The organism is Streptomyces asiaticus, from assembly GCF_018138715.1.
Classification (GTDB): Bacteria; Actinomycetota; Actinomycetes; order Streptomycetales; family Streptomycetaceae; genus Streptomyces; species Streptomyces asiaticus.
In genome coordinates this window covers 7,030,976-7,050,654 of record NZ_JAGSHX010000006.1, presented here as the reverse complement: position 1 = coordinate 7,050,654, position 19,679 = coordinate 7,030,976, and the positions used below count along the sequence as shown (strand labels likewise).

General features: G+C 69.2%; 19 protein-coding genes and 1 rRNA gene. 7 read left to right on the top strand and 13 right to left on the bottom strand.

Translation table 11 applies throughout. From position 1 onward, the window contains the following. Positions 1-54: 54 nt before the first annotated feature. Together KHP12_RS37935 and KHP12_RS37930 are read right to left on the bottom strand one after the other, a co-directional pair. Positions 55-1,581, bottom strand: a 16S ribosomal RNA gene (locus tag KHP12_RS37935). A 526-nt stretch (positions 1,582-2,107) separates the two neighbouring features. Next, positions 2,108-2,770, bottom strand: coding sequence for a DNA-3-methyladenine glycosylase (locus tag KHP12_RS37930; RefSeq protein WP_086882784.1), 663 nt, complete (start codon positions 2,768-2,770; stop codon positions 2,108-2,110). 168 nt (positions 2,771-2,938) lie between these two features. On the opposite strand from KHP12_RS37930, the gene KHP12_RS37925 reads away from it, so the two are divergent. After that, on the top strand, positions 2,939-3,721 hold the full coding sequence (locus KHP12_RS37925; RefSeq protein ID WP_037963468.1) for a sporulation protein: 783 nt from the start codon (positions 2,939-2,941) through the stop codon (positions 3,719-3,721). 124 nt (positions 3,722-3,845) lie between these two features. Here KHP12_RS37925 and KHP12_RS37920 read toward each other — a convergent pair whose 3' ends face one another. Then, positions 3,846-4,172, bottom strand: a complete 327-nt coding sequence (locus KHP12_RS37920) for a barstar family protein (RefSeq protein WP_223863993.1) — start codon at positions 4,170-4,172, stop codon at positions 3,846-3,848. A gap of 87 nt (positions 4,173-4,259) precedes the next feature. Here KHP12_RS37920 and KHP12_RS37915 point away from each other — a divergent pair, with 87 nt between their 5' ends. Both KHP12_RS37915 and KHP12_RS37910 read left to right on the top strand, forming a co-directional pair. Beyond that, a complete protein-coding gene (locus KHP12_RS37915; protein WP_086882787.1) occupies positions 4,260-4,799 on the top strand; it encodes a YbhB/YbcL family Raf kinase inhibitor-like protein in 540 nt (179 codons plus the stop codon). Between the two features lie 106 nt (positions 4,800-4,905). Then, complete coding sequence (locus KHP12_RS37910; RefSeq protein WP_037963497.1) at positions 4,906-5,409, top strand: HNH endonuclease; 504 nt, start codon at positions 4,906-4,908, stop codon at positions 5,407-5,409. Positions 5,410-5,459: 50 nt separating this feature from the next. On the opposite strand, the gene KHP12_RS37905 is transcribed toward KHP12_RS37910, so the two are convergent. From KHP12_RS37905 to KHP12_RS37895, 3 genes are all read right to left on the bottom strand, one after another. Beyond that, on the bottom strand, positions 5,460-6,419 hold the full coding sequence (locus KHP12_RS37905) for an SPFH domain-containing protein (RefSeq protein ID WP_037963463.1): 960 nt from the start codon (positions 6,417-6,419) through the stop codon (positions 5,460-5,462). Between the two features lie 152 nt (positions 6,420-6,571). Then, positions 6,572-6,997 carry an NfeD family protein gene (locus tag KHP12_RS37900; protein WP_037963495.1) on the bottom strand — a complete coding sequence of 142 codons (426 nt, stop codon included), beginning with the start codon at positions 6,995-6,997 and terminating at the stop codon, positions 6,572-6,574. An 82-nt stretch (positions 6,998-7,079) separates the two neighbouring features. Further along, complete coding sequence (locus KHP12_RS37895) at positions 7,080-7,871, bottom strand: ABC transporter ATP-binding protein (RefSeq protein WP_037963493.1); 792 nt, start codon at positions 7,869-7,871, stop codon at positions 7,080-7,082. 110 nt (positions 7,872-7,981) lie between these two features. Here KHP12_RS37895 and KHP12_RS37890 point away from each other — a divergent pair, with 110 nt between their 5' ends. After that, complete coding sequence (locus KHP12_RS37890) at positions 7,982-8,785, top strand: Rv1486c family protein (RefSeq protein ID WP_086882783.1); 804 nt, start codon at positions 7,982-7,984, stop codon at positions 8,783-8,785. 280 nt (positions 8,786-9,065) lie between these two features. Here the strand turns inward: KHP12_RS37890 and KHP12_RS37885 are convergent, their stop codons facing one another. From KHP12_RS37885 to KHP12_RS37875, 3 genes are all read right to left on the bottom strand, one after another. Further along, positions 9,066-9,305, bottom strand: coding sequence for a chaplin (locus KHP12_RS37885; protein ID WP_037963457.1), 240 nt, complete (start codon positions 9,303-9,305; stop codon positions 9,066-9,068). A gap of 138 nt (positions 9,306-9,443) precedes the next feature. After that, on the bottom strand, positions 9,444-10,088 hold the full coding sequence (locus tag KHP12_RS37880) for a response regulator (protein ID WP_044577445.1): 645 nt from the start codon (positions 10,086-10,088) through the stop codon (positions 9,444-9,446). Continuing rightward, the gene (locus KHP12_RS37875) at positions 10,081-11,244 is read right to left on the bottom strand and encodes a GAF domain-containing sensor histidine kinase (protein ID WP_372455255.1); all 1,164 of its coding nucleotides are present in this window, start codon (positions 11,242-11,244) and stop codon (positions 10,081-10,083) included. Before KHP12_RS37875 ends, KHP12_RS37880 begins: the two co-directional genes overlap by 8 nt. Before the next feature lie 440 nt (positions 11,245-11,684). Here KHP12_RS37875 and KHP12_RS37870 point away from each other — a divergent pair, with 440 nt between their 5' ends. Next, positions 11,685-12,461, top strand: coding sequence for a transglycosylase SLT domain-containing protein (locus tag KHP12_RS37870; protein WP_086882785.1), 777 nt, complete (start codon positions 11,685-11,687; stop codon positions 12,459-12,461). A 112-nt stretch (positions 12,462-12,573) separates the two neighbouring features. Here the strand turns inward: KHP12_RS37870 and KHP12_RS37865 are convergent, their stop codons facing one another. Further along, a complete protein-coding gene (locus KHP12_RS37865) occupies positions 12,574-15,261 on the bottom strand; it encodes an FHA domain-containing protein (RefSeq protein WP_420878078.1) in 2,688 nt (895 codons plus the stop codon). Positions 15,262-15,499: 238 nt separating this feature from the next. On the opposite strand from KHP12_RS37865, the gene KHP12_RS37860 reads away from it, so the two are divergent. Together KHP12_RS37860 and serB are read left to right on the top strand one after the other, a co-directional pair. Further along, the gene (locus KHP12_RS37860) at positions 15,500-17,011 is read left to right on the top strand and encodes a streptophobe family protein (RefSeq protein WP_211834180.1); all 1,512 of its coding nucleotides are present in this window, start codon (positions 15,500-15,502) and stop codon (positions 17,009-17,011) included. A 124-nt stretch (positions 17,012-17,135) separates the two neighbouring features. Then, positions 17,136-18,368 carry a phosphoserine phosphatase SerB gene (gene serB, locus KHP12_RS37855; RefSeq protein WP_037963448.1) on the top strand — a complete coding sequence of 411 codons (1,233 nt, stop codon included), beginning with the start codon at positions 17,136-17,138 and terminating at the stop codon, positions 18,366-18,368. A gap of 160 nt (positions 18,369-18,528) precedes the next feature. Here the strand turns inward: serB and KHP12_RS37850 are convergent, their stop codons facing one another. From KHP12_RS37850 to KHP12_RS52540, 3 genes are all read right to left on the bottom strand, one after another. Next, on the bottom strand, positions 18,529-19,047 hold the full coding sequence (locus KHP12_RS37850; protein ID WP_086883909.1) for a SixA phosphatase family protein: 519 nt from the start codon (positions 19,045-19,047) through the stop codon (positions 18,529-18,531). A 115-nt stretch (positions 19,048-19,162) separates the two neighbouring features. Then, positions 19,163-19,381: a hypothetical protein gene (locus KHP12_RS37845; protein WP_086883910.1), complete on the bottom strand. Its 219-nt coding sequence runs from the start codon at positions 19,379-19,381 to the stop codon at positions 19,163-19,165. 151 nt (positions 19,382-19,532) lie between these two features. Then, positions 19,533-19,649, bottom strand: coding sequence for an SGM_5486 family transporter-associated protein (locus KHP12_RS52540; protein WP_267950710.1), 117 nt, complete (start codon positions 19,647-19,649; stop codon positions 19,533-19,535). Positions 19,650-19,679 lie beyond the last annotated feature (30 nt).

Here is a 19,679-nt window from a genome sequence, read left to right as displayed (position 1 = left end):
ACCCATGAGCAACCGTGCAAGACACTTGCTTGCAGTCGGCTATGTGCTCCTTAGAAAGGAGGTGATCCAGCCGCACCTTCCGGTACGGCTACCTTGTTACGACTTCGTCCCAATCGCCAGTCCCACCTTCGACGGCTCCCTCCACAAGGGTTGGGCCACCGGCTTCGGGTGTTACCGACTTTCGTGACGTGACGGGCGGTGTGTACAAGGCCCGGGAACGTATTCACCGCAGCAATGCTGATCTGCGATTACTAGCGACTCCGACTTCATGGGGTCGAGTTGCAGACCCCAATCCGAACTGAGACCGGCTTTTTGAGATTCGCTCCACCTCACGGCTTCGCAGCTCATTGTACCGGCCATTGTAGCACGTGTGCAGCCCAAGACATAAGGGGCATGATGACTTGACGTCGTCCCCACCTTCCTCCGAGTTGACCCCGGCAGTCTCCTGTGAGTCCCCATCACCCCGAAAGGCATGCTGGCAACACAGAACAAGGGTTGCGCTCGTTGCGGGACTTAACCCAACATCTCACGACACGAGCTGACGACAGCCATGCACCACCTGTACACCGACCACAAGGGGGACCCTGTCTCCAGGGTTTTCCGGTGTATGTCAAGCCTTGGTAAGGTTCTTCGCGTTGCGTCGAATTAAGCCACATGCTCCGCCGCTTGTGCGGGCCCCCGTCAATTCCTTTGAGTTTTAGCCTTGCGGCCGTACTCCCCAGGCGGGGAACTTAATGCGTTAGCTGCGGCACGGACAACGTGGAATGTCGCCCACACCTAGTTCCCAACGTTTACGGCGTGGACTACCAGGGTATCTAATCCTGTTCGCTCCCCACGCTTTCGCTCCTCAGCGTCAGTATCGGCCCAGAGATCCGCCTTCGCCACCGGTGTTCCTCCTGATATCTGCGCATTTCACCGCTACACCAGGAATTCCGATCTCCCCTACCGAACTCTAGCCTGCCCGTATCGAATGCAGACCCGGAGTTAAGCCCCGGGCTTTCACATCCGACGCGACAAGCCGCCTACGAGCTCTTTACGCCCAATAATTCCGGACAACGCTTGCGCCCTACGTATTACCGCGGCTGCTGGCACGTAGTTAGCCGGCGCTTCTTCTGCAGGTACCGTCACTTTCGCTTCTTCCCTGCTGAAAGAGGTTTACAACCCGAAGGCCGTCATCCCTCACGCGGCGTCGCTGCATCAGGCTTTCGCCCATTGTGCAATATTCCCCACTGCTGCCTCCCGTAGGAGTCTGGGCCGTGTCTCAGTCCCAGTGTGGCCGGTCGCCCTCTCAGGCCGGCTACCCGTCGTCGCCTTGGTAGGCCATCACCCCACCAACAAGCTGATAGGCCGCGGGCTCATCCTGCACCGCCGGAGCTTTCCACGCGTATCCCATGCGGGAACGCGTCGTATCCGGTATTAGACCCCGTTTCCAGGGCTTGTCCCAGAGTGCAGGGCAGATTGCCCACGTGTTACTCACCCGTTCGCCACTAATCCCCGGCCGAAACCGGTTCATCGTTCGACTTGCATGTGTTAAGCACGCCGCCAGCGTTCGTCCTGAGCCAGGATCAAACTCTCCGTGAATGCTTCCGGGCTATCCCGGCAAACACTGCACGAGAGCGGAACCACCAGAGGAATAATCCGATGGTTCACAGCGTCCTCGCTGTGTTTTTTCTTCAAAGGAACCTCGTCCACGAGTGGACGGGGTATCAACATATCTGGCGTTGACTTTTGGCACGCTGTTGAGTTCTCAAGGAACGGACGCTTCCTTTGAAACCGTTTCACCGGTTTCTCCGGGCGCTTCCCTTCGGTGTTTCCAACCTTACCAGATCCGATTTCCGGTCGTTTCCGATCCGAATTCCGTTTCCGGCCCCCTGCTGGAGCGGGGTCTTTCGCGCCTTCCGGCGTGTCCACTACTTTAGCGAATTTCCCTCTCGACTCCTAATCGGAGCCCCGGGTCTTGATTTCGCGCAGCAAAACAGGACCCTGTTGGGGATTCGTCGTAGTGGTTGGCCGCTCCGGGGCCGCGGTGTCTCGATCCTGGGATCGTGGCGACAGCGCTGCCCGTCTCAAGCGGCTCGGGCTACGTTAGGCGTCCCGCCCGGCGGAGTCAAGTTCCGACCTGACGGCGCGTCGAATTGCGGCGACGCGGGGTGTGGGCCCGGTAGGGGCTCACCGAGGGGTCACCGTCGATCCAGAAGCGCCAGGGGTGGGTTGCGCCCTCACCTCCCACACCGGTGCGCGGGCCGCTCAGCACCTGCTCGGGCCGGGCGGGGTGGCCGGTGAGTATGGAGAGCGGGGCGTCGGGGCTTCCGCACACATCGCTGCCGTCCAACCTGCGGTCCACGCCCAGGGCCGTGGCCAGCCGGGCCGGGCCCTTGGCCAGCTCATGGTCGTTGCGCGCCTTCGGCCTGCGCTGATGGGCCCGCTCATGGCCGTCCAGCACCTCGCCCGCGCGCAGCAGCACCCCGCTGGGGTGGCCCTCCGGTCCACAGACCAGGTTGAGGCAGTGCCACATGCCATAGGTGAAGTAGACATACGCATGGCCCGGGGGGCCGAACATCACGGCGTTGCGCTCGGTGCGGCCACGGTAGGCGTGCGAGCCGGGGTCCGCCGGGCCCGCGTACGCCTCGACCTCGGTCAGGCGCAATTCGATCGGTCCGTCCGGGGTACGCCGGACGAGGACGCGGCCCAGGAGGTCGGGCGCGACCTCGAGGACGGGCCGGTCGAAGAAGGCACGGTCAAGGGGGGTGCGGTCAGGTCCTGCTGTCACGCACCCCGAGCGTAGTGGAACAGATATGAACCGGTGGTTGGAGGCGACACCGGTCCGCTGGAAGGGTATGAGCCGCGGAACCGCCCACGGCTGTTTCGCGTTTCTAGGTGTCAACAGTGATCGAATGCGATCGAGTCAAGACGCAGTCGCGTCCTTGAGAGGGAGAACATGGGCTTCAAGAAGCTGCTCGCGAGTATGGGTGCCGGTGGCGCTTCGGTGGAGACGGTGTTGACCGAGGAGAACGTCGTCCCGGGCGGCATTGTGCAGGGCGAGGTCCGGATCCAGGGCGGCTCGGTCGCGCAGCAGATCGAGGGGCTCTCGGTCGGCCTGCAAGCGCGGGTCGAGGTGGAGGGCAACGACCAGGAGTACAAGCAGGACGTGGAGTTCACCCGGCAGCAGCTGGGCGGCGCGTTCGAGGTGCAGCCGGGCGCGGTGCACGCGGTGCAGTTCGGCCTGGAGATCCCGTGGGAGACCCCGATCACCATGTTCATGGGCCGCCATCTGTCCGGCATGAACGTGGGGGTGACCACCGAGCTGGCGATCGCGCGCGCGGTGGACTCGGGCGACCTGGACCCGGTCAATGTGCATCCGCTCCCCGCCCAGCAGGCGATCCTCGACGCCTTCGGCGCCCTCGGCTTCCGGTTCAAGAGCGCCGACCTGGAGCGCGGGCACATCCGTGGCACCCGTCAGCGGCTGCCCTTCTACCAGGAGATCGAGTTCTACGCGCCGGAGCAGTACCGGGGCCTGAACCAGGTGGAGTTGTCCTTCGTCGCGGACGACCGCGAGATGGACGTGGTGCTGGAGATGGACAAGAAGCCGGGGCTGTTCTCCGAGGGCAGTGACACCTACCGGTCGTTCACGATGAACCTGACCTCCTTCCAGGACACCGACTGGGCCGCCTATCTGAACCAGTGGCTCGCCCAGGTCGGCGGCAAGCGCAACTGGTTCTGAGGTTTCCCCTCCCCGGACCGGACTTCCACGGACCGGACTTCCGCGCGGGGCGTGCACCGAGGACGACTCGGCGCACGCCCCGCGTGCGTGTGCGGGGGCCCGGCAGAGGCCGTCGTCGTACCTGTCAGGGGCCGTCGTCGTAGCGCACCACCAGGGGCCGTCCCCGCGCCGCCCAGTACGCCTCCGCGTCGGCCAGGATGTCGGCCGCGATCGCGGCGGCGTCGGGGTCCGCGTCGCGGAAGGCCGGCCAGCCCTGGATGTCCAGCAGACAGCCGCTGGGCTCGCCGCCCTCGGCCCACCAGGACAGATCGGTGACGCAGTCGGCGAGGGCATCCCAATTCCGCCCGTACCAGTCGGGAAAGCGCAGGTCCCGAGCGCAGCGGGCGAGGAAGCCGTCCTTGTCCGTCACGCCGTCGAGGCGCAGGTGGAGGGCGAGGGTCGGGCCGGTCATGGGCGCCATGGTGCCAGCCCGCCGGGTACCGGTCTCGTTAGGCTGGCCGCGGAGATGATCCACTGCGACTTCGAGGAGGTTCTCGACGTGTCCGAGCAGAACCGGGCCCCGCTCCCCCATGACTTCCATCCGCCGGTGCCGTCGTTCACGGTGGTGAGCGACGATGTGGCACCGGGCGGCACGCTCAAGTCCGCCCAGGTCCAGGCGGAGGGGAACACCTCTCCGCAGCTGCGCTGGGAGGGTTTCCCGGAGGGGACGAAGAGCTTCGCCGTCACCTGCTTCGACCCGGACGCGCCGACGGGCAGCGGGTTCTGGCACTGGGTGGTGTTCGACATCCCGGCCACGGTCACCGAGCTTCCGGCGGGCGCGGGCAGCGGTGGCTTCACCGGCCTGCCCGAGGGTGCCGTACAGGCGCGCAACGACTACGGGACCCGTGACTTCGGCGGGGCCGCGCCGCCGCCCGGGGACGGTCCGCACCGCTATGTGTTCACCGTCTACGCGGTGGACAGCGAGAAGCTGGGCCCGGACGCGGACGCCTCGCCCGCGGTGGTCGGCTTCAATCTGCGGTTCCACACGCTGGGGCGGGCCCAGTTGATCGGGGAGTACGAGGTGCCGGCCGCGGGCTGACGCGGCGAAATTGCGTTGTTCTCGGCCAGGCTCCCGGCCAGAGTTGATCCCGGTCCCGCCGATCTCCGGCACGGGACCGGGACACCGGGATGCGGGGGTGGTCGGGATGCGCGAGACGCTGGTTCTGAACGCGAGCTTCGAGCCGCTGGCAACGGTCACGCTGCGGCGCGCCGTGGTGCTGGTCCTCCAGGACAAGGCCGTCGTCGAACACGCCCACCCGGGGCTGCGGGTGCGGGCCGCCGATGTCGATCTGCCGCTGCCGCGGGTGATCCGGCTCTGCCGTTACGTGCGGGTGCCGTTCCGAAGACGTGCCCCGTGGTCGCGGCGCGGGGTGCTGGTCCGGGACCAGCACCGGTGCGCGTACTGCGGCCGCCGGGCGACGACCGTGGACCATGTGGTGCCGCGGTCGCGCGGGGGCGGGGACACCTGGCTGAATACGGTGGCCTCGTGCGCCGAGGACAACCACCGTAAGGCGGACCGGACTCCGGAGCAGGCGGGGATGCGGCTGCTCAAGGCGCCGTTCGAGCCGACGCCTTCGGATGCGCTGCTGCTGGCGCTGGGGGCGGCGGAGCGGGACGGTCTGCCGGAGTGGCTGGCGCTGCCCGCCTGAGTCCCATCCCCTGGCAGAAGGCGCTGAGGGGCCGCCCCGCCGCCGTCCGTTCAGTCGATCGTGGGCTGTTCGCGGCGCGGGGCGGGCTCCTTACCGGTGCCACCGGGGGTGCCGCCGCCGTTTCCGCCGCCGGTCAACGGGCCGAAGTTACCCATGGCCCCGCCGAGGCCCTTGAGGGCGTCCCCGATCTCGCTGGGGACGATCCAGAGCTTGTTGGCGTCGCCCTCCGCGATCTTCGGCAGCATCTGGAGGTACTGGTACGAGAGCAGCTTCTGGTCCGGGTCTCCGGCGTGGATGGACTCGAAGACCGTGCGGATCGCCTGGGCCTCGCCCTCGGCGCGCAGCGCGGCGGCCTTGGACTCACCCTCGGCCCGCAGGATCGCGGACTGCTTCTCACCCTCGGCGCGCAGGATCTCGGACTGCCGGACACCTTCGGCCTGGAGGATCGCGGCGCGCTTGTCACGGTCGGCGCGCATCTGCTTCTCCATCGAGTCCTGGATGGAGGTGGGCGGCTCGATGGCCTTGAGCTCGACGCGGTTGACGCGGATGCCCCACTTGCCGGTGGCCTCGTCGAGGACGCCGCGCAGCGCCGCGTTGATCTCCTCGCGGGAGGTCAAGGTGCGCTCGAGGTCCATGCCACCGATGATGTTCCGCAGGGTGGTGACGGTCAGCTGCTCGATCGCCTGGATGTAGCTGGCCACTTCGTAGGTGGCGGCGCGGGCGTCGGTCACCTGGTAGTAGATGACGGTGTCGATGTTCACCACCAGGTTGTCCTGGGTGATCACCGGCTGCGGGGGGAAGGGCACGACCTGTTCACGGAGGTCGACGCGGTTGCGGATCGAGTCGATGAACGGGACGACGATGTTCAGGCCCGCGTTGAGGGTGCGTGTGTAGCGTCCGAAGCGCTCCACGATGGCGGCACTGGCCTGCGGGATGACCTGGATCGTCTTGATCAGTGCGATGAAGACCAGCACCACGAGGATGATCAGGACGATGATGATCGGTTCCACAGCGGCTCCCCGTGCCCTTCATGCGGCGATTCGGATGGTCGGGATGATCAAGTCTGGCGGTTCCCGAGGGTGGAGTCTGTCAGATCCACGGTCGACTCCGCAGCTCAACCGGGGCGCCCTCAACTCTTGGTAGGACACACCCGGTACGGCGTCTACATGACGACGGCCGTCGCACCGTCGATCTCCACCACGTCGACCTGCTGCCCTGGTTCGTACGCCTGGCCGGGGTCGAGCGAGCGCGCGGACCACACCTCGCCCGCGAGCTTGATCCGGCCGCCTCCGCCGTCGTCGACGCGCTCGAGGACGACGGCCTGGCGGCCTTTCAGCGCCTCGATGCCGCTGCGCAGCTCGGGCTGCTGACGGCGGCTGCGGACCGCCATCGGGCGCACGACGGCGACCAGTGCCACGGAGACGGCGCAGAAGACGACGACTTGAAGCACGATGCCGCCACCGAGCGCGTCGGTGATGGCACCGGCCACGGCGCCGACCGCGACCATCCCGAATTCGGGCATCGCGGTCAGCACGAGCGGAATGCCCAGTCCTACGGCGGCGATCAGCCACCACACCCACGGATCCACATGCTCATGGTAGTTGTCCCACGTCGCCGGGGACAGTGCGCGGATCACCCGCCGGTGGCACGGTGGGCGCAGGGGGCGGACTTCAGCTCAGCGGCAGGCCCTGGGCGGTCCAGCGGTCGCCGTTGCGCTCGACGACCAGCGGGAGTCCGAAGCAGCGGGAGAGGTTGCGGGAGGTCAGTTCGGTCTCGACCGGGCCCGCGGTGAGCACCTTCCCCTGGCGGATCATCAGAACATGGGTGAAGCCGGGGGGGATTTCCTCGACATGATGTGTCACCATGATCATCGACGGGGCGAGCGGGTCGCGGGCGAGCCGTCCGAGGCGGCGGACGAGGTCCTCGCGGCCACCGAGGTCGAGTCCGGCCGCGGGCTCGTCGAGGAGCAGCAGCTCGGGGTCGGTCATCATGGCGCGGGCGATGAGGGTGCGCTTGCGCTCGCCCTCGGAGAGGGTGCCGAACTTCCGGTCGAGGTACTCGGTCATGCCGAGGCGGTCGAGGAAGGCGCGGGCGCGGGTCTCGTCGACCGCGTCGTAGTCCTCCTGCCAGTGGGCCGTCATGCCGTACGCGGCGGTGAGGACGGTCTCGAGGACGGTCTGGCGGCGCGGCAGCTTCTCGGCCATGGCGATGCCCGCCATGCCGACGCGGGGGCGCAGCTCGAAGACGTCGACGCGGCCGAGCAGCTCGCCGAGGATCCGGGCGGTTCCGGAGCTCGGGAAGAGGTAGCTGGAGGCGAGGTTGAGGAGGGTGGTCTTACCGGCGCCGTTGGGCCCGAGGATGACCCAGCGCTCCCCTTCCTTGATCGACCAGGAGACCTCGTCCACCAGAGCCCGCCCATCGCGGACCACCGATACGTCCAGCAGCTCCAGAACCTCGCTCATGAGCGCGTTGTCTCCCATTGCAGTCTCGAGTCGTGCGTGCGCCTGTGGGCGCAGCCCCCTGAGGAAAACCTACGCCACACGTTGTCGGTGGCAGTCCTTAGGCTGGTGCCATGCTCGATGAACCACGTTCAGGGCGCCTCGCAGCTTGGGGAAATGCCCTTCTCGCCGGACTTGTCTCCCCCGATGAGGCGGCGCACCGCATCGCGGGTGAGGACGCGTCGCACCGGGTGGCCGGGCTTCCGGGCGAGTCCGGGCAGGTGGGGCTCACCTTGGCGCTGGGGCGGCTGCGGGCGCTCGGGGCCAAGGGGCTGCGGGTGGCGCTGCCCATAGCGGGGCATCCCCTGGGGCTGAGCGGACCGCCGGAGTTCAACGCCCACGCGCTCGAAGCGGGCGAGGCGGTGATCGCCACCGGGGCGGCGCTCGGCCTGGTGCCCGAGGTGTCGGCGGCCGGGCCCGAGGGCGATCAGCACATCGAGGTGGTGTGGCGGTGTCAGGCCGTGCGGGAGGCGCCGCCGGCCGATGTGCCGTCGCTGAGCGAGGCCGAGCGGGAGCTGGCGGAGGCGCTGCGGGAGGCCACGGAGGTGCTCTCGCGGCTGAACGTGGCGGGGTCGGGCCCGGTGGCCGAGGCGGCCCTGGAGGCGTATCGGGCGCGGGCCGAGCGGGGGCGCGAGGTGCTGGCCCCGGGCTATCCGCCGCGCGCCATACGGGTGCTGGAGCTGGCGCAGCGGGTGGGTGCGCTGGTGGACATCGCGTATATGGCGGGCGGGGACGGCCGGGAGCACGGCGGGGCGGTGAGCGCGTCGGAGATCACGGCGCGGGCCGAGGCGCTGCGGCCGGTGGAGCGCACCTCGCGGCGGGCCCAGGTGGCGGCGTACAACGCGTATGTGGAGGAGCGGGAGCGGGGCGGTCTCTGACCGCCGCGGTCCTGTGACCACCGCCGGTCTCTGACCGTCGCGTGCCTCTGACCACCGCCGGTCTCTGACCGTCGCGTGCCTCTGACCACCGCCGGTCTCTGACCGTCGCGTGCCTCTGACCACCGCCGGTCTCTGACCGTCGCGTGCCTCTGACCACCGCCGGTCTCTGACCACCGCGCGGGGGTGTTACGGGGCCCGGAGGCCGACATGGGGCCGGCCCCGGAGGCGGGTGCCTCCGGGGCCGGCCAGTGGTGCGTCGGGATATCCGCCAGGGGGTCGGTCAGCGGCCGCAGGGGACGCCGAACGCCGGGTTCATGGCCCCGATGACCGAGATGGTGTTGCTGCAAGCGTTCACGGGCACGTGGATGGGCGCCTGAATGTTGTTGCCGGAGACGGCACCCGGGGACGTCATCGCCCCACCGTTGGCCTGGGGGCCCTGGGCGGAGGCGACACCGGCACCGGCGACGGCGAGTCCGCCGGCCACGATCGTGAGGGCAGCGAACCTCTTGATGTTCTTCACTTCTGAAGACCCTTCATTCATCAGCGCATCACCGCGGCGGTCCGCCGCGGTACGCCGTGAAGAACGGCCCGGCCGATGGCGAGTTGCGCTGTTCGAGTGATCGCCACACGTTGGTGTGATTTCACGGAGAAACGCTGTTCAGGCTCCGATCCCATGCCGTACTGCCCATAGAGCGGCCTGAGTGCGATCGGCGAGGTCCAATTTCATAAGAATGTTGGACACATGGGTTTTCACGGTCTTTTCGGACAACACCAGCGCGCGGGCGATTTCCCGGTTGGACCGGCCATCCGCGATCAGCGCCAGCACCTCGCGTTCGCGCTCGGTGAGCGACCCGCCGCGCCCCTGGCCGCCGCCGTCCTCCTGGGAGAGCAGCGCGAGGGCCACCTCGGACTGGAGCAGCACATGCCCGGAGTGGACGGACCGGATGGCGCGGGCCAGCGCCTCGGGGTCCACGTCCTTGTAGACATAGCCCGCGGCGCCCGCGCGCAGGGCGGGGACCACGGTGCGCTTCTCGGTGAAGCTCGTCACCACCAGCACCCGGGCGGGGTTGTCGAGGTCGCGCAGGGTGCGCAGCGCCTCGATCCCGTCGAGGCCGGGCATCTTCACGTCCATGAGGACGACGTCGGGTCGCAGCTCCTCGGCCCGGGCGACGCCCTCTTCGCCGTCCGACGCCTCCCCGACCACCTCGATGTCGTCCTGGACCTGGAGGAAGGTCCGCAGGCCGCGCCGCACCACCTGGTGGTCGTCGACGAGCAGCACCCGAATCCGTCCCGGGTCAGCCACCGGGCACCTCCATCTCGATCACGGTGCCCTTGCCGGGCGCCGACTCCACCGTCAGGCCGCCACCGACGCCGCCGGCCCGGTACCGCATCGACACCAGCCCGAGGTGGCGCCCGGCGCGCCGTACGGCCGAGGGGTCGAACCCCTTGCCGTCGTCGGCGACGCGGAGCCGGGCGCCCTGGCCGTGCCGGGCGAGGGTGACGTCCACCTGCCGCGCGTCGGCGTGGCGCAGCGCGTTGTGCAGGGCCTCCTGGGCCACCCGCAGCACCGCCTCCTCCTGGGCGGCGGGCAGCGCCCGTACGCCGTGGCAGGCGAAGGTGACACGAGCGGAGTGGGCCCGGTCGAGCACCTGCACCTGGGTCCTGAGAGTCGCCACGAGGCCGTCCTCGTCGAGGGCGGCGGGGCGCAGCTCCACCACGGCTGAGCGCAGCTCGTCGGCGGCCTCGGCGGCGAGCCGCGTGATCTGCTGGAGCTCGTCCTTGGCGCGGCCGGGATCGCGGTCCACCAGGGCCGTGGCCGCCTGGGCGGTCAGCCGCAGCGAGAAGAGCTTCTGGGAGACCGCGTCGTGCAGCTCATGGGCGAGCCTGGCCCGCTCCCCGGCGATGGTGAGCTCGCGGGCTCGCTCGTGGAGCCGGGCGTTGGTCAGGGCGATGGCGGCGTGCTGGGCCAGGATGGACAGCAGCTCCTCGTCCTCGGCGGTGAAACCGCAGCCGCCCTCGGGCTTGGGGCATCGCTTGTTGGCGAGGAATACCGCCCCGAGAACTTCATCGCCGTCGGCAATGGGAAGCCCCAAGAAATCCGACATAACGGGATGAGCTGATGGCCATCCCTCAAAACGGGCATCCAGCCGCACATCGGCGAGTCGCTGCGGAGTGGCGTCCTTGAGCATCGCGGCGAGAATGCCGTGCTGCCGGGGCAGCGGCCCGATGGCCTTCCACTGCTCCTCGCTCACCCCATCTACTACGAACTGGGCGAAACCTCCGTGATCATCCGGAACCCCCAGAGCGGCATACTCCGCATCGAGCAGCTCACGGGCGGACACAACGATGGTCTTTAGGACATCACGGACTTCCAGATGCCGGCTCATGGCGAGCAGCGCCGCGCTCACCCGACTCAGCCCGGCCTCGGCTCCGCCACCCCGTCCTTTCGTCATGGCCATTACCGTACCCACCGCCATCCGGTGGGCATATCGGCCGGTCGGCGGCCACCTGATAAGACCTGAGCCCTAGGTCGAACGGCGCACACGAGGCCCCCAAAGGGGCTGTCACAGGGGTGGAAAAAACAAACACCCTGAGCATTTGCGTGGGCACAGCGCGCAATATGAGAAGCTCCGCGATGTGAGCCCGGACACACGACCTAAATCACTTACGAACGTGCTTAGTGGTTGTTTCATAGGCGACTGAGCGGGGACGACAGCCGTCCGCGTGGGCATGGACGGCCTACTTATCCACTAAGCAGCATCGTATGTCACGCCTTTGCGACAGCTTTTTGCGGCAGCTAAGAATTTCACCCAGTCGCACGGCGCCGTAGATCCAGGAACGGCGCTCTGCGCGCCGATTTGGCCTGCGACTCAAGCGATTGGAAGAGGTCTACTCCGCCATGCCCCTGCCCAACATCCCCGGTTACACCCGTCTCACCAAGACGCACAAGTACTCCGCCGCCGGAATCGCAGCCGCCGGTGCGGCCGCCATAGCCTTCGCGGTCGTCCCCGGTGGGGACGCCGGTGCCAAGACCACGGCCCAGGACCTGCCGAACAAGCCGGTCGCCCTCACCTCCCAGAAGGCCGACGCCCAGGCCCACCACGAGGTCCTGGTGAAGCAGTCCGCCCTCGCCGCGAAGCAGGCCAAGGACGAGGCCGCCAAGAAGGCCGCGGAAGAGGCCGCCGCGAAGAAGGCGGCTGAAGAAGCCGCCGCGAAGAAGGCCGCCGAGGCCAAGGCCGCCAAGGAGCGCGCCGCCAAGCAGGCCGCGAGCCGCTCCACCACGCGGGTCGAGACGGTCGCCGCCAGCACGCCCAGCAGCACCCCCAGCGCCGGCACCACCAGCGGCAAGAGCTACCCGGACAACCTTGACGGCTGGATCCGGGAATCCCTCGACATCATGAAGCAGAAGGGCATTCCCGGCAGTTACGAGGGCATCCGACGGAACATCATCCGGGAGTCGGCCGGCAACCCGCGCGCGATCAACCTGTACGACATCAACGCCCAGAACGGCGTGCCCTCCAAGGGCCTGCTCCAGGTAATAGCCCCGACCTTCCAGGCCTACCACGTCGACGGCACCTCCTGGGACCCGTACGACCCGGTCGCGAACATCACCGCCGCCTGCAACTACGCCGCCGCGCGGTACGGCTCGATGGACAACGTGAACGGCCCGTACTAAGCCTGAACGTCGTCAAGAACCCGGCGTTGCGACGCGACGCCGAAGGGCGACGGCACCCCCTGTGTGCGAGGAGTGCCGTCGCCCTTTTCCGTGACCGTGCTCTTCGTGGCGGCTACTTGCGCATGACCTCCGGCTCATGGCGGCGCAGCAGCCGTGCGACCGCGATACCGCACACGATGCCCAGGACGATCAGCGCGACCATGTCGATGCCCCACTGGGTGGTGGTGTGCTCCCACAGCGGGTCGGTGTCCAGGGGCTTCTTGCTGTCCCACGGCGCCATCATGTGACCGGCGCCCGGGCCGAGGTCCAGCGTGGCACCGGCCGCGCCGATCGCCCAGCGGGACGGCATCAGCCAGGCGAACTGCTCCACACCCGGCGATCCGAAGATCTTGAACAGCACACCGGTGAAGACCACCTGGATGATCGCGAACATGACCAGCAGCGGCATGGTCTTCTCGGCGGTCTTCACCAGGGACGAGATGACCAGGCCCACCATCATCGAGGTGAAGCCGATCGCGATCACGGCCACGCAGAGCTCGGCGGCCGGTGGCATCAGCAGGCCCTCTTCGGGCAGCTTGCGCGTCGAGAGACCGATGGCGGAGATGATGACGCCCTGGCATGCGGTGATCACGCCGAGCACGATCACCTTGGACATCAGATACGCGGAGCGGGACAGGCCAACCGCCCGTTCCCGTTCGTAGATGACCCGTTCCTTGATCAGTTCTCGTACGGAGTTGGCCGCGCCGGTGAAGCACATGCCGACCACAAGGATCAGCAACACCGTCCCGGCGGCCTGGTTGAAACTGCCCTTCGGGGCCATCTGGAGGCCGAACTTCGCCGGGATGACGACGCTCACCGCCCCCAGCACGGCGGGCAGGATCACCATCAGCCCCATGAAGCCCTTGTCGGAGCCGATCACCGACAGATAGCGGCGGATCAGCGTCCACAGCTGGGACCCCCAGCTCTGCGACTTCTGCATCCGGGCCGGCGGCGCCTGGACGTTCACCGACTGCGGGGCCACGGAGTCGAGGTCCGCCGCGTACATCTGGTAGTGCTGCGAACCGCGCCAGCGGCCCGCCCAGTCGTAGTCGCGGTAGTTCTCGAACGCCGAGAAGACATCCGCCCAGGTGTCGTAGCCGAAGAAGTTGAGCGCCTCGTCCGGCGGGCCGAAGTAGGCGACCGAACCGCCCGGCGCCATCACCAGGAGCTTGTCGCACAGCGCCAGCTCGGCCACCGAGTGGGTGACCACCAGCACCGTACGGCCGTCGTCGGCCAGACCGCGCAGCAGCTGCATGACATCGCGGTCCATGCCCGGGTCGAGACCGGAGGTCGGCTCGTCCAGGAAGATCAGCGACGGCTTGGTGAGCAGCTCCAGCGCGACCGAGACCCGCTTGCGCTGACCGCCGGAGAGGGCGGTGACCTTCTTCTCCCGGTGGATGTCCAGCTTGAGCTCGCGCAGCACCTCGTCGATCCGGGCCTCGCGCTCGGCCTCGGCGGTGTCACCGGGGAAGCGGAGCTTGGCGGCGTAGCGCAGGGCCTTCTGGACGGTCAGCTCCTTGTGGAGGATGTCGTCCTGGGGCACCAGACCGATGCGCTGGCGCAGCTCGGCGAACTGCTTGTAGAGGTTCCGGTTGTCGTAGAGGACATCGCCCTGGTTGGCCGGGCGGTAGCCGGTGAGCGCCTTCAGCAGCGTGGACTTACCGGAGCCGGACGGGCCGATGACCGCGACGAGGGACTTCTCCGGGACGCCGAAGGAGACGTCCTTGAGGATCTGCTTGCCGCCGTCGACCGTCACCGTCAGATGGCGGGCCGAGAAGGAGACCTCACCGGTGTCGACGAACTCCTCGAGGCGGTCGCCGACCAGCCGGAAGGTGGAGTGACCGACGCCGACGGTGTCGGTGGGGCCGATGATCTGCTGGCGGACCGGCTGACCGTTGACATAGGTGCCGTTGTGGCTGCCGAGGTCACGTATCTCGAAGCGGCCGTCGGGCAGCGCCTGGAACTCGGCGTGGTGGCGCGAGACCTGGAGATCGGAGACGACCAGGTCGTTCTCCAGCGCACGGCCGATGCGCATCACCCGGCCGGCGGCCAGCTGGTGGAAGGTGGTCGGGCTGCGATCGCCCTGGGCGGTCGCGGTGCCGACCGGACCGGAGGAGCCGGCGCCGGGGCCGCTCTGCGCGAGGTTGCTCTGCGGGGCCTGGGGCTGCGGCTGCTGATGCGGCTGGGGGGTCTGCTGCTGCGACGGCTGATGGGGCGCCTGCTGCTGCGGGATGAACGGCTGCTGCTGATGCGGGGCCTGGGGCTGCTGCCAGCCTTGGGGCTGCCCCTGGGGCTGCCCTTGGGGCGGGCCCTGCTGCGGCCAGCCGCCGGGACCGGGCTGCGGCGGCGGCTGGACGGGGGGCTGCTGACCCTGGTGAGCCTGCTGGCCCTGCTGAGGCATGCCCATCGCCGCCTGCTGGCCGTACGCGCCCGCGGCACCCATCGAGGGCGCACCGCCCGAGGGGGCACCGCCGCCGGAGACGCTGAGCCGGGGGCCATCGGTGGCATTGCCGAGATGGACGGCCGAACCAGGGCCGATTTCCACCTGTTGGATTCTCTGCCCCTGCACATAGGTGCCGTTGGTGGAACCCTGATCCTCAATGATCCAACTGCGCCCACCCCAGCGCACCGTGGCATGTCGCCAGGAGACCCTGGCGTCGTCCAGCACCATGTCGCCCTGCGGGTCACGCCCCAGGCTGTACGACCTGGATGGATCAAGTGTCCAGGTCTGTCCGTTCAATTCCAGTACGAGTTCCGGCACTCCGCGCCCCACTAGTTGTCCCCCGAGTTACCCCCTGACACAGGGAGTCTAGGGATGGCGAACATCGTGAGGAACTATTTCAGGCTCAGTCCCTTCACCGGAAGTCGGGTTTTGACAAGACCGCATCTCGGGCGTCATTGACTCATCCGAAAGGCCCTCGGAAAGTGGTAAGCGCTGACGGATAGTGCGGATCATGGTTTATCCGGGCAACTCGCGACGATCGGGGGGGGTCGGCGATATGAGCGCGAGCGGCGGCGTACGAGTGCCCTGGGGACCCGCGCTGCTCGCCGCGATCGCCTCGGTGAGCTGGGCGTTCCTGGCCATGGTGGGGATCGCGGCGCTCGGTCTGCACCTGATCGGCGCGGACGGGGCGGGCGCGCTCGGGCCGATGGCCGCCGCGGCGACGGTGCTGGCGGTCGGCGGTTCCGTCACTCCGTCCGGCGATGTGGGCGTCTTCGGGCTGGAGGACGCCCAGGCCCACGCCGCCATCGATATCGCGCCACTCGGGGTGAGCCTGGTCGGCGCGCTGCTGCTGGGATGGCTGTTCGTACGGTCGTTGCGGGGCGCGGGGGCGGTGATCGGCTGGGCCGAACTCGCGGCGCGGGCGGGCCTGGTGGCCCTGCTCTTCCTGCTGCTGCTCGCCGGTCTGGCCTGGGTGGGCAACGATACGGTCACGATCGACGGTGCCACGCTCGTCCGCCGCGGTCTCGGCACCGAGCAGGCCGAGCACGACCTGCTGAGCCGGCTCCCCGAGCAGCTGGGCGATATCGCGGAGATCGGCGGCGGGCTGCTGCCGGACCGGCTGTCCGACCTCGTCGGCGCCAAGGCGTCCGTCGGCTTCACCGTGACACCCGGCCGCTCGCTGCTGGGCGGTGCGGTGTGGGTCGTCGCCGTCCTGCTGCTCGCGCTGCTGGCCTCGCGCCGTACCCCGCTGCCACCCGGCGGGCAGGCGCTGCACCGCACGGTCCGGCCGGCGGTGTCCGCGCTGTGCGGGGTGCTGGTGCTGGCGGTCGGCGCGGGCCTGGTGGCCGGGGTCTACGCGGCGATCGGGGACGACCATCCGGGGCTGGTGCTCGGGTCGGCACTGCTCGGCGCGGCGAACGGGGTGTGGATCGGGGTACCGCTCGGGCTGTTCGTCCCCTGGTACGGCCGGGCGAGCGGTGCGCTGCGGCATGCGCTGCCCGACCCGGTGGACGATCTGCTCGCCGGGCCGGGCGGGGAGCGGCTCACGGTGGGGCGGCTGGCCGAGCTCGACGGCCGGGTCTGGCTGCTGGTGGTCGCGAGTGTGCTGCTGATGCTCGCCGCGGGGGTGCTCACCGCGGCGCGTACGCCCGTGGAGGGCTCCCGGCCGTCACCCGTGGGGGGCTCCAGGCCGCCGGCGGCCTTCGCGGGGTGGTGTGCGCTGCGGCTGGGCGTGGTGACCGCGCTCGCGCTGCCGCTGCTGGTGGGGCTGACCCGGGTCTCGGCGGGGGCGAGCCTGTCCGTGCTCGGCTTCGACGCCTTCGGGGCGGGGATCGAGCTGTACGGGAACGCCGCGCTCGCGACGGCGCTGGGCGCGGGGTGGGGCGCGGCGGCGGGGGCCGCCGGGGCGCTGGCGGCATGGGCGACGGGCGCGGCGGGGCGCCGGGCGGTGGCGCCCGCGTGGCAGCGGGTGGAGGGCGACGGCGGGCCCCGGGGGCCGGGCGGCGGCGGACCCCGGGGGCCGGGCGGCGGCGGACCCCGGGGGCCGGGCGGCGGGCGTGGCGTATGACGTCGCCGATCATGCGAGGGGTGACATCATGGCGACCGGGACATGAACGTTCCGCCTCGGGTGGCCGTCCACGGTGCGGGCTGCCGCGCGCACCGCGCGAACAGCCGGATACGGTGGGAAGACCATGAGCGCATCGCGGATCCCCCCTGTCACCACCGTTCCGGACGATGATGTCCCCACCCTCCTTGTCAAGATCTTCGGCAAGGACCGCCCCGGTATCACCGCCGGGCTCTGCGACACCCTCGCCGCCTACGGCGTGCACATAGTCGACATAGAGCAGGTCGTCACCCGGGGGCGCATCGTGCTGTGCGTCCTGGTCACGGCGCCCAAGTCCGACGGGGCGGAGGGCGATCTGCGGGCCACCGTGCACAGCTGGGCCGAGTCGATGCGGCTCCAGGCCGAGATCATCTCCGGCCGGGGCGACAACCGGCCGCGTGGCACGGGTCGGTCCCATGTCACCGTCCTGGGCAATCCGCTCACCGCCGAGTCGACCGCCGCCATCGCCTCCCGGATCACCGGCACCGGCGGCAATATCGACCGGATCTTCCGGCTGGCGAAGTATCCGGTGACCGCCGTGGAGTTCGAGGTGTCCGGCGCCGAGACGGAGCCGCTGCGCACCGCGCTGGCCACCGAGGCGGCCGATATCGGCGTCGATGTGGCCGTGGTCGCGTCGGGGCTGCAACGCCGGGCGCAGCGGCTGGTGGTCATGGATGTGGACTCCACCCTGATCCAGGACGAGGTGATCGAGCTCTTCGCCGCGCATGCGGGCTGTGAGGCCGAGGTCGCCGAGGTCACGGCCCGGGCGATGCGCGGTGAGCTGGACTTCGAGCAGTCGCTGCACGCACGGGTCGCGCTGCTGGCGGGGATCGACGAGTCCGTGGTGGAGAAGGTGCGCGCCGAGGTCCGGCTCACCCCCGGCGCCCGTACGCTGATCCGCACCCTGAAGCGGCTCGGCTATCAGGTGGGCGTGGTCTCCGGCGGCTTTACGCAGGTCACCGACGACCTCAAGGAACGCCTTGGGCTGGACTTCGCCTCCGCCAACACCCTGGAGATCGTGGACGGCAAGCTGACCGGCCGGGTGATCGGCGAGGTGGTGGACCGGGCGGGCAAGGCCCGGCTGCTGCGGCGCTTCGCGGCCGAGGCGGGGGTGCCGCTGGTGCAGACGGTCGCGATCGGCGACGGGGCGAACGACCTGGACATGCTGAACGCGGCCGGTCTGGGGGTCGCCTTCAACGCCAAGCCGGTGGTCCGGGAGGCGGCGCACACCGCCGTGAACGTGCCGTTCCTCGACACCGTGCTGTATCTGCTGGGCGTGACCCGCGATGAGGTCGAGGCGGCGGACGCGCACGTGGACTGACGAGCCCCGGTCCGGAACGCGCATCGGCCCCCGCTCCTCCGTACGACGACTACGACGACGGCGGAGCGGGGGCCGGTGCGTTGGGGCCTGGGATCACGCCCGGGGCAGCACGTCCAGGACAGCACGCCCGGCCGATCAGCCGGGAGCAGGCCCGGGCGGATCACTCGTGGGGCGCCCAGAAGCTGGTCAGCCGCCCGCAGCCGATCTCGACCGACTTCCACGAGCCGCTGAAGGTCACGACCGCGAACGCGGAGGTGGGGAAGGCGCCACGGTCCATGCGCTCCTTGGCGTCCTCGTCGGCCTCGCCCGCCAGCGCGTCGGCGAGGCCGTGCATCCCGGGGTTGTGGCCGACGACCAGCAGGTCGGTGACGTCGTCCGAAGTCTCGTTGATCACCTCGATGAGCTGACCGACCGGGGCGTCGTACAGCCGCTCCTCGTAGACGGTCTTGGGACGCTGCGGCAGCTCGTGGACCACCAGCTTCCAGGTCTCACGGGTGCGCAGTGCGGTGGAGCAGAGGGTGAGTTCGGGGGTGAGACCGGCCTCCGCGATCCGGCGCCCGGCGAGCGGGGCGTCATTGCGGCCGCGCTCCGCGAGCGGGCGCTCATGGTCGGCCACCTGGGGCCAGTCGGCCTTGGCGTGTCGAAGGAGGACAATCCTGCGGGGCACATCGACGCTCATGCGTCCCAGCTTCGCATGAATCGGTGCACGAGGCGCAGGGTGTTGGAACGACCTCGTCAAACGTGAGCACACCCGCGATATGGCGGACACAACTGATCTCCACCGCCTACGGTGGTCACGGTGCCGCCTCTTCGAAGGTCCGCCGCATCAACTCCACGACCTGCGAGACCGGCCCTGAGCCACCGCTGTCGGCATGGGCGTCGGTGGGTCCGGTCAGCAGGAGCAGCAGCGCCGCGAAGGCCACGGCCGGGAGGGCGACGGCCCACCACGGCAGCCGGGTGTCCATGCCGCTGTCCACCGGGTGCGTGTGCCGGGTACGGGTGCGGGCGGACATGGGATCGCCTCCGGGGTCGCCGAACGTGTCGATGGTTCGACGGTACGGAGCGGGCGGGGCGTCTCCCATCCGGTGAGCCACCCAGTTACCCCTGAGCCCTGCCCCCTAGGGGATGGTGGGGCCAGCCCCACCATCCGGCATCCGCACCAGGTCAGGGCGAGGCGATGGTGGCGATCACGGCGATGACCACGGTGATGCCCAGCATCACGCCGAAGATGACGAGGAGCTTCTTCTGGCCGTTCGGGGGGTTCTCATCGAGCACTGGCATGGCACCAGTGTCCCATCCCCGGTCCGCGAG

Coding starts and splice junctions, on each gene's coding strand:
- serB (WP_037963448.1), top strand. CDS start 17,136: ATGAGCGCATCGCGGATCCCCCCTGTCACCACCGTTCCGGACGATGAT.
- KHP12_RS37890 (WP_086882783.1), top strand. CDS start 7,982: ATGCTCGATGAACCACGTTCAGGGCGCCTCGCAGCTTGGGGAAATGCC.
- KHP12_RS52540 (WP_267950710.1), bottom strand. CDS start 19,649: ATGCCAGTGCTCGATGAGAACCCCCCGAACGGCCAGAAGAAGCTCCTC.
- KHP12_RS37895 (WP_037963493.1), bottom strand. CDS start 7,871: ATGAGCGAGGTTCTGGAGCTGCTGGACGTATCGGTGGTCCGCGATGGG.
- KHP12_RS37910 (WP_037963497.1), top strand. CDS start 4,906: ATGCGCGAGACGCTGGTTCTGAACGCGAGCTTCGAGCCGCTGGCAACG.
- KHP12_RS37870 (WP_086882785.1), top strand. CDS start 11,685: ATGCCCCTGCCCAACATCCCCGGTTACACCCGTCTCACCAAGACGCAC.
- KHP12_RS37920 (WP_223863993.1), bottom strand. CDS start 4,172: ATGACCGGCCCGACCCTCGCCCTCCACCTGCGCCTCGACGGCGTGACG.
- KHP12_RS37850 (WP_086883909.1), bottom strand. CDS start 19,047: ATGAGCGTCGATGTGCCCCGCAGGATTGTCCTCCTTCGACACGCCAAG.
- KHP12_RS37925 (WP_037963468.1), top strand. CDS start 2,939: ATGGGCTTCAAGAAGCTGCTCGCGAGTATGGGTGCCGGTGGCGCTTCG.
- KHP12_RS37860 (WP_211834180.1), top strand. CDS start 15,500: ATGAGCGCGAGCGGCGGCGTACGAGTGCCCTGGGGACCCGCGCTGCTC.
- KHP12_RS37845 (WP_086883910.1), bottom strand. CDS start 19,381: ATGTCCGCCCGCACCCGTACCCGGCACACGCACCCGGTGGACAGCGGC.
- KHP12_RS37875 (WP_372455255.1), bottom strand. CDS start 11,244: ATGGCCATGACGAAAGGACGGGGTGGCGGAGCCGAGGCCGGGCTGAGT.